The sequence below is a fragment of the Flavobacterium selenitireducens genome (assembly GCF_014748335.1).
GTDB lineage: Bacteria > Bacteroidota > Bacteroidia > Flavobacteriales > Flavobacteriaceae > Flavobacterium > Flavobacterium selenitireducens.
In genome coordinates this window covers 77995-91544 of sequence record NZ_JAAVIY010000005.1, presented here as the reverse complement: position 1 = coordinate 91544, position 13550 = coordinate 77995, and the positions used below count along the sequence as shown (strand labels likewise).

Genomic DNA, 13550 nt, shown 5'->3' with positions numbered 1-13550 from the left:
TCAAATGTGTTTTAAATATTCGTTCATTTGCTCGATTTCTTCTTCGCTTGGTTCCGCTACAGGTTCGGTGTAGTTGAGTTCTTCCGGAATCTCGTGTGAATAGTCTTTGCAAAACTGAATAAGAGATGCCTGATCAGCTTTGATTTTTGCTAGGCGCTCCCGGACTTCTTCCTTAATGGTTTTGTAAGGCATGGTGTATAAAATTTAGTTGATTACTTGGTTGATAGTTTCTGAAGGCTAGCGAGAACTTCACTCCTTTTAAAATATACTTGGGACTCAATACCATAAGGTTGTAAAATTCCTTTCGAAGCCCATGCGTGAATCGTCTGGCGGCTCTTCTGGAATATATCGGCAACTTGTTTGTAGCTGAGAAGTTCTTCTTGATCAGAAGTCGATGGAGGCTGTGCCAACGCTATTTCCGCTCGAACAGATGCTCTTATCATCTCGGAGAGTTCCTGAAGGTTTACGCTTTCGATTTCGATCCTTGACATCTTCTCTGGTTTAAGCGTTGGAGATATGATTGAAGCTTATCGACATCGGTTGTCGCAAAGACGTAAAATGGATGTATCGAGGGAACCGGCGTTAGAGTGCCATTCTTAATATATCGTAAGACATGAGATGGACGAATTCCAAAGATTTTGCAAATCTCAGACGAGGAAACTTGATCGGGATAAATTGATTTTGACATCGCTTGAATTAATTGAAATGGCAACTCGAAAGCTGCCGGTCAAATATTAATTTCAAGGATTGGAATGCCTGAGTAGGCCAAGAATTGAATATCCCAAAGGGATTAAGGCAAATGTATAGTGAAAAAGCGGACATAATCACACTTTGAAAAGAAAGTTTTTGAAGAAGTTTGTATAAAAACGAAAAGCACCCCGTAAGTGCTTTGATCGTTGAAGTTAGGCCGATGCCTTTAAGCTGATTTCGTGCTTGATATAATCCCCGTGTTCTGGCCCAAATTTCGGATGATAAGTTCGAAAAGTTTTGAAAGACATGATTTGGTGCCTTTTAAGATCCAAAGGAAGCCTGTCTATAATAGTGGATTGGTCCGTTTCCTTGCACGTCATATCAAAGTAATCGACGCGGCAATCAGCGTCCGGATGCGTGCCCGCCAACATTATTTCTGTGTTATAAGTCAAAAAATTTAAGGCGTCGTGAAATACAGTAGTAGTAGTCATATTATCTAAAATTAAGTTTTACTTTAATTATTTACTAGACAAATATAACCAATTCTTTAATATAATATATGTTTACTATAATTTATTTCAAAAAACTTAAAGCGATGCTATAAATATATACCTTTGGAGAAACTTTTATAATTATGGAGATACTGAGAATTAGGGAACTATTATCCGAAAGGAAAATTAACGGAAAAGACTTTGCCGAAAGGGTTGGGGTAACTCCTGTTAGTATTTCGAGTATCCTAAAGAACAAAAGTTTCCCAAAGCCCGAGTTGCTTTTGAAGATTGCTGAAGAACTCGATGTTGACGTCCGTGATCTATTTATTCCTACCAGGGAGCTTAAGAGCGAAAATGTCTATGTGATACGTGATGGCAAGCAGGTCCTAATTGGGGAACTTTATAAAACAAGCGAATAATCATTTGAGTTATGGCAAACCCAATTAAAATAACTCCAGATTTGAAAGGCGCGGATGCTGTTCGGTTCCATGAACACTTGCGTAAGGAACGCGACACCTCAGCTGACTACAATCGCGGAAAAGCCGCCCTTGCTGCTGCGAACCAGTTTCTATTGAAGGTGAAGGGGCAAAGCACCTAAATATTTTGCCTTAAGCCCATTGTTCGATACCTCAACCTGAACTTTCACCGGAAGCGGTTCCTTTTGTCCGGCCTGGCCAATCAACGTTATTTCGTTCGGTTTGCCTGATTCAATCCGGAATCTAAGCTCGTCAACTTCCTTCCTGTTCATCACATGATCATTCTCGGTCCGCTTCACAAACAGCGTTTGCCCGTCCCACCCAAGGAAGGTGTATTCAACGATATTGGTCGCGTCTGCCCATTCAACCTTGTCCACTTCCCCGCGAAACGAATTGACGCGAAGAAAATCATCGCCTGGATAAGTTTCGGCATTGACAGTGACGATCGACGTCTTTCCTTTCTTATGAATATAGCTTGTGCTTTGTGCTTGCAGTAATGTGGCGAAGAAAAGTACGCCCAAAAGGTAGATATATTTCATGATCAGCTGTTTGCTGTAAATATATCAAATGTTGTTCCAGTTACTTTACGGATTTCCCCAAGGCTTTGCTCCCTTAGTGAGCTCAGCTCGAACCTTTAACCTTTGCTCAGGAGTAATAATCTTTGATCCCTTGCGGGCCGGAGCGGAAGCCCCCACGGCTTCCAGCTCCGAAGTCAATAATGCTTTGCGACACGTAATTGACTGTTTCATTTGTTCGAGCAGGGCAAGTTGAATTTCAATTTCATCCAACTCTTTTTTGATGGATCTTATTCTGTCTTGTTTATTCATTTAAGGAGTTTTCTCTAGCTGCGGCGTAGCGGAATGACTCCAACAATAATTCATTGAATGCCGCAAGTTTCGGGTGTGATGATTGGAAGGAAGAACAGTCAAAAACTTTTCGTTCGCGCCTTGGTACACGAAAACCTGCTGGGCGATGTCGAACTTTCCGGACTCGTAATTCCAATGCATTGTCCATAATTGGCGTCCATACTTCTCTATGATAGCAATTGTTTCCTCTGGGGTAAGCTTGACGCCACCCTCGATGCCAGGATCTATGAATTTATGAACGATGTAGTGCGTCAGGAAATTTCCACTTAGCCAGACTCCAGACATCAGGCATATTGCTACCTTCTGCTTATGATGAACACCTCGCCATTCCATCGTACAAAGCTATTGGAAAAATTCCATGCGAGTCAATGGAAGAATTCCTAATTAACTTTTTAAAACAAAAAAAAGGCCATTGAAATGGCCTTTTAAAATTTACGGTTTTTTCAATGTTATCTTTAAGTAATGGCCGTAATGATGAATGTCCAATTTGCTGAAATTGACTTCTTGTTTGGGTAAAATTTGTTTTGGCGAAGCATTGTCCGCCCTTTTTAGCCCTTTGGGATTATATGTTATTTTTTTCTTGGTCAAACGTCAAGTAAGGTTTTTTTAATATTGCTTAGAACATTAGCGTTCGTTAGGCCAGTTTTGCAGTGTCTGGTTAGACGAGTGGTTCTATTTGACGAAATTATAGTTTTTGTGCATTCAATTGTTATGTTAGCTGAATTTCTTCTGTCGAGCCGAACAGCAAAGCGCCGATCACCTTCCGTGCGAATCCATTCTTCCACATAGCCCACCTTACTATGAAACCAATCTAGATTTTCATCAATTTCATTAAGATCATTAATAAAATCGAGAACGGTATCATATCTATCTGCCACGTCCACACTGAGTGCACGATTCACAATCCTTTGTAATTTTTTCGGGATGTGGTGAAGGTATGCATTGCGATTTGGAAAATTTCCGGCCAAAATAGCATCGTAGTAGTCCTGTTCAACTGTAAAATTAAGTTGGCGGGTAAAATGTTGGTCACTGTTTAACATTCTATAAAGGGTTAGACCAGCCAAGTAGATATCATAATGATGAGTATGGGGATTACCTGTGAAATATTCTGGCGGTATTTGCTTGCCGTATACCTGATCCGGAGAAGCGAAGCCAAGTAAATCCATCGCCATTGCTAGGCCGAAATCAGAAAGCAGTGCTTCGTTTGAGTCCGACAATAAAATGTTGTCAGGTTTCACGTCGAAATGTATGAGACCTTTAGAGTGAATATTGTTCAATCCTGATAAAAATTGGACGGCATAACGAATACATTCCCTGACCGAAAGTGATCGCGATGCCATTGCAGACTTTAGGGATCCATTTTTATAAAACGGCATAGCTATGTAAATATTGTCCGTGTCCTCGCATCCATAATGGACAGAAACTACGTTGGGATGGGCAGAACCGTATAAAATCTTAGATTCTCGATAATATTCTGCGGCATGGGGCATTCTCGCTTTGGCTATTTGCTTTACCGCAATTTCGCCATCCATCTGTTTATCATGTGCTAAAAAAACTTGGGAATTTCTTCCCGCCTGACCGATTTCCCGTAAGGTTTCGAAATTGAGTTGCGCTGTAAAAAGTCCTAACGGCATGATTATAGATTTAAGGCGCTAATTGCGGCCATTACACACTCCCTTGTTTCGGCATTCAGCTCCGGCCAAATTGCAATCCCCATAAATATGTTTTCGTTAGCAACAAATGGTTTGAATTCATTTCGATTGATATTAAGCTTTGCACTAATATTGGATATCTGCCCAACGTAATATCTTTCAATGGAGGAACTGGCGATGAGTTCCTGAATAACGCCCTCCAAATAAATTCGCGGCACGGAGATGCTTCTGGCACTAGCCTCGGCGATTCTTATGCAACCTAAAGTTGCATTGTTTTCATTGATAATGTCTAGCAATGTACTTCTGAGAAACTTAAGTTGTTCAGGCGTCTCCATTGATTTTGGAAGGATGACTTTGTCAGTCAGCTTAATTTCAATGTTATTATCTGTTTCGGTAACTACAGAATAAAATACCTGGCTAGGAGTGGCCCTAATACCAATAGATGTTTTCATAAATGTTTGTTGGTTATTAAATGCAAAAATCCCCTAATGATCGCTTCCTCACGATCAAATGGAGATTTTAGTTAACCAAACATAACTAAAAAATATAGCGTTAGCTAAAATTTCGACGTAAGTACTCTTATTGTCGATGAATTACATTAACGTCCTTGAATATTAATCTCCAGCGTCTTCAAAACCTCCCGTTCCCGCTTTTCTTTACCCACTTTGTAAACCTTGTTAGTGATGTCCGGGCTACGGTGAACGGCCTTCTAATTGAGCGAGCCGATACTATAATAACTTTAGAGTACTTTTTTCAGGACAGGCCTATTGTCGCGTTGAATCTGCTGATAAAACTGCATAAACAAATCCGCATTTGCATCTTTATCCTCGCGCTTGTTGATATACTTCAAAAACGTCGATTCTTTTTCATGGCCAGTTATGCCCATGATAATTGGCGTTGGAATCCGTTTGTAATAATTGGAGGCGAAACTTCTCCGAAAGCTATGGCCCGTGATCAGGTCGCACTTTGGATAATACCCAAGCACCTTTCTTTTCGATTTTTTATCCATCTTTCGGCCTTCAATTTTTTGGTCGAGGCCTGACTCAAGTGCGACGGCCTTGATATACTCGTTCAATTTCTGCAGACTTATTGCATAGGGGAATTCATTTTCGATTATGTTGATGATGTCAGGATTGATTACTCCTACGGTCACATGCTTCTTTCCTTTCTCTTGGATCAGGTCAATGTACATATTACCGCCTTTGTAGCGGATATTGTCGGTGGTGAGTTTAAGGAGATCACCGGCCCGTTGGCCTATTTCGCAGCCAATCAAGATCCATTTCCGGGCGTTTATCAATGCCATTCCTGAGATCTTGGCGTTCTTAATTTTTTCCAATTCATCAAACGAAAGCGTTACAATATATCGATCTTCGTCGGCCTCTGTAAAACTCTCGATTTGTGGCACATATTTGTGCACTGGTATTTCCATTGACATCGCATCCAGGCAGCATCCCTTAAGGTTGTCCAGTGTTTTGCCACTGTAAAGGATCGAGTATTTTTTCACATTCAACAGCCAGTTCGTAAAGCGTTCAACAAATGGCTTGCTGATCTCAGTCAATAGAATTGGCTTTCGGATCACCGTCTGATACTCTTCGATAATGCGCTTAAATGTTTTGTATGTCTTGATTCTATTCTCAGAAATACCAAGCTTTGACCTTCCCTTAACGCGTCGAGTGGCCGCGTTATCTATGATGTATTGGATGTGCGAATCGAGACGGTTCCCGGCTGACGCATTGGACCGCCCGAAACACTCGTTGATGATGTTTTCCAGCCACAGGCTACCAGGCTCTACCCCTTTCGATGAATCGATGTTAAGCCGATTGAGCACAAAGGTTTCGAGCTTCTGAAGATCTGCATTCAAGTTTTTGTTTTCCGGATTGTTCTGCTTTGGGCGCCCTGTAGTTTTGCTCCAGTCTTTCGGATTTATGGTCAATCCTGTCTTAAGTTCATAAACCTTGTCGCGTCCGACGCTTAAGATTGCAGCAATGGAGACGTGCTTGTTCGCGTTGCTGCGAACCCTAAATTTCAAGGTAGCCATAAAGTAGTAGTTTACCTCAAAGATAAGCTTTTTGAATACTTGCCAAACATTTGCCAAACCAAAACTTTACAAATATACGGGCGATATTGACAGATATAAACATTTACCGATGAGCGAAAATGGCCGTTATTGTAAGGTTAGCGCGGCCAAACCCCATTTAACGATGAAAATAAAAAAGTGGGTTGTAAAGTGGGTTCAACTCCCGTCCTCGCTACTTTAAAGCCGTCAGCAATGACGGCTTTTTTTATGCCGTTCACTTTGCTATCGGAACCTCGCCCATCGTAGCCGGTTATGTTCCACACCACTTTTTAAAGTTGCCAAACCGGCGCCGAACAATAAGCTTCCTTTGTCCCAATTTCGAAATTGCTGAAGCGTGTTTCGAAATTGTATCTCTGCCGACTAAAATAGCTTCACGGTTTTATAACTGAAACGTAATAAACCAATTTCCCAAAATTTGTTAAGCCCCAACGAAATGCACGTACCACGCTGAATGCTAACGTATTAAAAAAAGTTAAACAATTACTAATACTACACTTTGTCGGGCATTTATCGTAAATATTTACCTACAAATAACGTATTATTGTGCATTTCATCGATATTTTATGCATTTTATCGATGAAAAAATTTTTTAATTCCAAGCGAACTTCTACATTTGACCTGTTAAAATTTCTTTGATGCCACGAAAGGAATTTAACGATGCGCAGCAAGAGAGAATGATCGCAACGTACACACCAATTCGAAAAATAAATTTTAACTAACACTAAGTCTGGTACTTACAAACAACCGAACAGAGTTATGGACAACTTTACGCAACTCGAAAAAAAACTGGGAATTTTCGTTTTTATGCTGTTCTTCGGCGTAACGGGATTCTCACAAACCCAAACATTCAGCACTCCTGGTAACGACAGCTTTACGGTCCCGGCCGGTGTGACGTCGGTCACGATACAAGCTTGGGGCGCCGGCGGACATGGCGGAAGCCGGACATCCAACGGTCGCACGGGCGGAGGTGGCGGCGGTGCTTTTGCCGGCGGTCCGGTAAGCGTCACTCCAGGACAGGTCATCAATCTCTACGTAGGGCGCGGGTCGGATGACGACGCAGCCGGAGAGGACTCATGGTTTTTAAATACTTCAACGATACGCGCCAAAGGTGGTGCAAGTGCTCCTAACAACGGCTCTACCGGTGGAAATGGCGGCTCGTCCGCGGCTTCTGTCGGTACGAATAAGTTTTCAGGCGGTGACGGAGCCAATAGTGCGGCCGGATATGCCGGAGGTGGAGGATCGTCTGCATCCAACGCGCAAAACGGTATCGACGCCACCAATGCGACGGGCGCAAATGCCCCGGGAAATGGTGGAGACGGCGGAAACGGGCGCACTAGTGCAGGAAACGGAACTTCGGGTACATTCCCGGGCGGTGGAGGCGGCGGATCCTGGCGCAGCAACAGCCCCAACCGCACCGGCGGCAACGGAGCGAACGGCTATATTATCGTAAGTTATGTGGTTCCCGATATCAACCTTATCGGAAATGGAAATACAATTTCAAACGGGGATACAACTCCTGCTGCCAACGATTTTACCGATTATGGAAACGTGACCGAAGCCGGCGCGATCAATCTTACACGAAATTTTATGATCCAGAACACGGGCACGGCAGCCTTGACGGGCGTCGCAGTTACCATAACGGGAGCGCATGCCGCCGATTTTTCCGTTACGACTACCCCGGCCACTACGATCAACGCGGGAGCAAGCGCGGCCGTCGCCATCAGGTTCAACCCATCTGCGACGGGCTATCGTTACGCAACGGTCGTCATCGCCAGCAACGATCCCGATGAAAACCCGTACACCTTTCAAGTACAAGGATTCGGAAGCACGCCTGTAGACATGTCGGTAACCGGAAATTCCGTGTTCATAGCCGATGGAAGCACGGTAGTATCCACTTCGAACGACACCGATTTCGGCACGACAAACGTATCAAACGGAACGATTGTCAAAACATTCCGCGTGACGAACGGAGCAGCTTCAGAACAACTCAACATTACAGGCGTCACGTTCACGGGCACCGGAAACGCAGACTTTACCGTTACGCCTACTTCGGCAAGCATTCCGTTCGGCGCATCGGCAGATTTTACGGTAACGTTCAACCCAAATGCGGTAACCGTTCGAAATGTAGTAATGAATTTCGCAACCAACGATCCTGACAACAATCCGTACAACTTCAACCTCAGGGGAACGGGCGCAGACCCGGACATCAGCGTCCAGGGCAACGGCAACACGATTGCCGACGGAGACACAACTCCTTCAGCGACCGATGGAACCCAACTGGGATCGGTGAACATCATCGGCAATACCAGCATTTCCCAAACCTTTGCGATTCACAATCTCGCCGGTGCCGGTTTTCCATTGACAATCACCAGTATCACTGCCAGTAACGCACAGTTCACGATTACGTCATTTCCGACAGAACCGATTGCGGTGGGTGCTTCGGCCACATTCGTGGTCACTTTCGACCCTACTTCGACAGGAACGAAATCAGCGACGATCACCATCAACAGCAACGACAATAACGCACAATATGCTTTCGCCGTTTCGGCTATCGGAACCGATCCTGAAATTGACGTCCGTGGAAACAACAACAGCATAACAGACGGCGATTCAACTCCAAGCGCCAACGACTGGACCAACTTTGGCAACACGCCGTTGCAAACCGGATTGATCAACCGAACCTTTACGATTTACAACCTTGCTTCGGCAGGAATACTTGACCTCGGCACGGTAACGTTGGGTGGAACCAACCCTTCCGACTTTGCCGTTACCCAACCGGCTGTTACGTCGCTCGCACCTGGCGCGTCTACGACAATCGTAGTCTCGTTCGACCCGACCGTAGCGGGAACCCGAACGGCAACGGTCAACATACCGAACAACGACAGCAACGAAAATCCATACGATTTCGCGATTTCCGGTTTCGGAAGCGACCCTGACATGCAGGTTAGCGGAAACGGTGTCGTGATCCCGGACGGAAACGCGACGACTTCCGTAATCGACAATACCGATTTCGGTTCGGTCTCGATGCAAGGCGGTCAAGCCATCGCATCATATTCGATTACCAACACAGGATTCGGTACGCTTAACCTTGGCGCCATTTCGTTTACCGGAGCCGCCGCAGCCGATTTCGCTATCGTGACGGCACCGCCCACGACGGTTGCCCAAGGCGCGACGGTCACCTTCCAGATCAGCTTCACGCCGACGACGGTAGGCGTCAAAAACGCGGCGATGTACATACTCAATGACGATTTTGACGAAAGCCCTTATAATTTTTCACTGACGGGCCTTGGCGTGAGAACGTATCCGGACACTGATGGAGACGGCGTCAGCGACAATGTCGACATCGACGACGACAACGATGGCATCATCGACACACTCGAACAGTCGAATTGCGCACAATCTGTATTTGCCGGGACAACCGAACACGTTTTCCTCAATGAGACTTTTGGGGCCGGAACGACAAAGGGCCAAATCAACATCAACATCCCTGGCGCGAGCTGTACGTATTGCTACGAAGACGGTATCGTGCAGCCGAACACCGGAGCGTGTCCGAGCCAGTCGAGCGCGATTCTCGACGACGGGGAATACGTAGTCGTCCACAGGATTGCCAACACTACGGCGAACCATCCTGACAACATTCACGGGGATTTGGCCTGGAACGGTTTTGAAGACCACACTCCCGGCGATACTTATGGTCGCATGGCCGTGTTCAACGCGAGTTACACTCCTGGTATTTTCTATGAGACTACGATAGGCGGCATCATGCCGAACGTTCCGATCACCTACAGTTTCTGGGCCTTGAACATCATGTCCCAACACACTTATCCGAATTCCATATTGCCGAACATCACAGTGGAGTTCCGCGATATGTCGAACAACCTGATCTCGTCGTATAACACCGGCGACATCGGCCGATGCGGTACCACGACTGCCGACAACTCTTGTATCGACAGCCAGTGGAGACAGTACACTACGAGCGTCAACCTCGGAAACGTCACGTCTTTCATCATCCGCTTCCGCAACAACGCACCCGGCGGTGGCGGAAATGATTTGGCCATAGACGATATCACGATCAAGCAAAATTACTGCGACAGGGATTCCGACGGCATTTCCAACATTTTTGACCTCGATGCCGACAACGACGGTATTCCGGATATCGAAGAAGCCGGTTTCTATAACCTCAGCGGCGGGCGTGCCAAAATGGATCTTGCCACGGCAGGCGTTTGGGTAGACAACAATTCAAACGGCCTACACGATTCCATCGATGCGATGATTGCCGGCGGAACTTACATATTGCCTGACACCGACGGAGACGGAGTGCGCGATTTCCAGGATCTCGACAGCGACAATGATTCCGTTTTTGATATTGACGAAGCCGGAATTTTCAATGGAGACGGAGACATCGACGGAGACGGTCTCGGCGACGGGCCAGATACCGATCTCGACGGCATCCTCAACATTTTCGACACGCAAAACGGCTACGGCACGCAAGTTCGTCCGCAAGCCCAGAATACGGACCTGATCGGATTGCCCGATTTCAGGCAACTCGATTCCAATAACGACGGTATTTTCGACATCCGGGCCGGGTTATATGCAAACCTCGACGCCAATAACGACGGTCGTATCGATGGTACAGCGGATATCGACAGGGACGGTATCCCCGACACGTTCGACACCGCGACTAATGCGTTGGGCTCTCCTCGCGATCTCGAACGCAAACTCTACATCGATTTTGACGGAAGGAACGACTATGCCGAAGGTTCACAAGTCCTCAGCGGGCTTCCGCAGTCGACAATCATGGGATGGATCAAGCTCGGAAACGGCTACAACACAGACGGCGTCGTCTTCGGACAGGACAACTTTCTGATGCGCGTGGTCGGAACCGGACAGTTGCGGACTTTTGCAAAAGGCGTTACCATTACCTCTGGTTCGACGCTGTTGGTCCCGAACCGCTGGTATCATATCGCCGCAGTCTACAACGGAAGCGATTCCGGAACAAAACTAAGGCTGTACCTCAACGGGGAACAAATCAGCACATCGTCAGTCTCTGGCCTTTCGGGCGCTTTGAATGCCAGTGCGATCAAACTTACGATGGGAAAAAATCCATCTTCGAATGCCAATTATTTCAACGGATCGATAGAAGAAGTCCGCGCCTTCAATGTGGCCCTGACGCCCGATCAATTGCAAAAAATGGTTTATCAGGAAATCAGGCAGAACGGGGCCGCGATCAGGGGAGAATTCGTACCAAAGAATATCGAAGCGTCTTCATGGTCATCGTTGCTGGCGTATTACAGAATGGATAATTTTAAAGACGACGTCATCGACAACCATATCACAACGGGCGTAGATGCCGGAAACAGCAACTCGTTGGCCCGCATCTACAACGTCAAGAACATTCGGGGCCAACTTGCTCCTATGCCGTTCGAGACTACCCAGTCGTCGAGCATTGAGACAGCGGTCAGCCAGAACAACTTTGTGAACGGTGCCGATGTGTTCGCCTATCCGTGGTCGATCATCCATGTCAAACACAACCTTGACTTGACGGTAAACCAGAGCAGCCTCGGCATGAAGATCGAGCCGGGCGTGACGGTCAATGTCAGCAATAACAATAAACTTGAAAACAGCTGGTGGCTAAAACTCGACGGGAAACTTGACCTCCAGGCCAAATCCCAGCTCGTGCAAACCGAGTTCAGCGACCTCGACCCTAGCAGCAGCGGCCGTATCGAAAAAGACCAGCAAGGCACGACGAACCGGTTCAATTACAACTATTGGGCGTCTCCGGTAGGTGCGATCAACGCCACGACGAACAACAACAGTTACACGCTCAATACCGTGTTGCGCGACGGCACGAACGCCGCCAACCCATTGAACCTCAACTGGACTTCGGGAACGAACTCGTCGGCGACAAGCCCGATCACGATGAGCAGCGCCTGGATCTATAAATTCCAGAATACCTCGAGCAGCTATGCCAATTGGGCCCATGTCGGCCAAAACGGGGCATTGCTCGCCGGCCAAGGGTTTACGATGAAAGGAAGCAGCGCACTTACCGAAAGCCAGAACTATGTTTTCGTCGGGAAACCGAACAACGGAACCATCACGCTTCCGATCGCCGCCAACAATCTCAACCTTACCGGAAACCCTTATCCTTCGGCTCTCGATGCGAATGCGTTCCTGACGGACAACGCCGGCGTGATCACTGGTTCGATTCGATTCTGGGAACATTTCGGGACCAACAACACACACGTCACGGCTCAATATCAAGGTGGTTACGCGACCTATACCTTGGTGGGAGGAACGCCTCCTGTAGCGCATCCGAACGCCAGCGGCCTGGGATCGAGCAACAAGACTCCGAAGCGCTTTATTCCTGTCGGACAAGGTTTCTTCGTCAGTGGTTCGGCAACAGGCGGGAACATAACCTTCCGCAACAGCCAACGCCTTTTCATCAAGGAAGACAATGCACTCTCGTATGCGATGTTCAAATCGTCGGTTCCGTTGAATTCCGGCGGAAACAATTTAGGCTCGATCGAGACCAACACAGACTTGCGCAATGCCGATGACAGTTACCAGGCTGCAGCGCAATATCCTAAGATCCGTATCGGTTACGACTATACTAACGGCTACCACAGACAGTTGCTCATTGGGTTCATGGCCAATCTGGCGACACCAGATTTCGACCTGGGTTACGACGCCGACAACTTCGATTCGAATGCGGACGAACTGGTTTTCAGGATCGGAACGCACAAAGCAGTCATACAGGGAGACGGCTATTTCAACCCGAACAGCAGTTATCCGCTTGAAGTTAAGGCAGCCGTCAACGGAAGCGTAAAATTCAACCTTGACGCCACTGAGCATTTCGACGAAGAACAACCGATCTACATCTATGACGAGCTGACCGGCCTTTACCACAATTTGCGCGAACAGGACTTCGCCCTGAGCATTACCGCCGGGACGCACACCAACCGCTTTTATCTGCGGTTCACGGAACAAGCCGACACGGTTGCGAAAGGCCAGGACAACCTCGCGGACGGAATCAAGGTCGGATATGACGAAAAGACGACCGTGCTCGCCATCAACAACAAGGTAGAAACGGTCGACGTAACGGATGCGACATTGATCAACATGCTAGGACAAACCGTCGGAAGCTATCCTGTCGTCGGACAAGAGCAAAACGACATCCGCATCCCGCTGAAAACAATCAGCGCCGGGACGTATATCGTCAAGATCCAAACCACTGGCGGACAAATGAGCCATAAAGTCATCATTAAATAAACACCCTTATTTCCCCTTTTTTCCCCAAA

General features: G+C 46.8%; 9 protein-coding genes. 2 read left to right on the top strand and 7 right to left on the bottom strand.

Going from position 1 to position 13550, the window contains the following annotated elements:
- Both HC229_RS09525 and HC229_RS09520 read right to left on the bottom strand, forming a co-directional pair.
- The gene (locus HC229_RS09525; protein ID WP_191020256.1) at nucleotides 1-192 is read right to left on the bottom strand and encodes a hypothetical protein; all 192 of its coding nucleotides are present in this window, start codon (nucleotides 190-192) and stop codon (nucleotides 1-3) included.
- A gap of 20 nt (nucleotides 193-212) precedes the next feature.
- Complete coding sequence (locus HC229_RS09520; protein ID WP_191020255.1) at nucleotides 213-491, bottom strand: helix-turn-helix domain-containing protein; 279 nt, start codon at nucleotides 489-491, stop codon at nucleotides 213-215.
- An 833-nt stretch (nucleotides 492-1324) separates the two neighbouring features.
- On the opposite strand from HC229_RS09520, the gene HC229_RS09515 reads away from it, so the two are divergent.
- The gene (locus HC229_RS09515; protein WP_191020254.1) at nucleotides 1325-1600 is read left to right on the top strand and encodes a helix-turn-helix transcriptional regulator; all 276 of its coding nucleotides are present in this window, start codon (nucleotides 1325-1327) and stop codon (nucleotides 1598-1600) included.
- A 149-nt stretch (nucleotides 1601-1749) separates the two neighbouring features.
- Here HC229_RS09515 and HC229_RS09510 read toward each other — a convergent pair whose 3' ends face one another.
- The 5 genes from HC229_RS09510 to HC229_RS09490 form a co-directional block, all read right to left on the bottom strand.
- Nucleotides 1750-2196 carry a hypothetical protein gene (locus tag HC229_RS09510; protein WP_191020253.1) on the bottom strand — a complete coding sequence of 149 codons (447 nt, stop codon included), beginning with the start codon at nucleotides 2194-2196 and terminating at the stop codon, nucleotides 1750-1752.
- 45 nt (nucleotides 2197-2241) lie between these two features.
- Entirely contained in the window at nucleotides 2242-2484 is a 243-nt protein-coding gene (locus HC229_RS09505; protein ID WP_191020252.1) for a hypothetical protein, read from the bottom strand.
- Nucleotides 2485-3107: 623 nt separating this feature from the next.
- Nucleotides 3108-4157 carry a serine/threonine-protein kinase gene (locus HC229_RS09500; protein ID WP_191020251.1) on the bottom strand — a complete coding sequence of 350 codons (1050 nt, stop codon included), beginning with the start codon at nucleotides 4155-4157 and terminating at the stop codon, nucleotides 3108-3110.
- A gap of 2 nt (nucleotides 4158-4159) precedes the next feature.
- Complete coding sequence (locus HC229_RS09495; RefSeq protein ID WP_191020250.1) at nucleotides 4160-4627, bottom strand: hypothetical protein; 468 nt, start codon at nucleotides 4625-4627, stop codon at nucleotides 4160-4162.
- 287 nt (nucleotides 4628-4914) lie between these two features.
- Nucleotides 4915-6213 carry a tyrosine-type recombinase/integrase gene (locus tag HC229_RS09490; protein ID WP_191020249.1) on the bottom strand — a complete coding sequence of 433 codons (1299 nt, stop codon included), beginning with the start codon at nucleotides 6211-6213 and terminating at the stop codon, nucleotides 4915-4917.
- 795 nt (nucleotides 6214-7008) lie between these two features.
- Between HC229_RS09490 and HC229_RS09485 the strand changes: the two genes are divergently transcribed.
- On the top strand, nucleotides 7009-13521 hold the full coding sequence (locus HC229_RS09485) for a choice-of-anchor D domain-containing protein (protein ID WP_191020248.1): 6513 nt from the start codon (nucleotides 7009-7011) through the stop codon (nucleotides 13519-13521).
- Nucleotides 13522-13550: the final 29 nt, after the last annotated feature.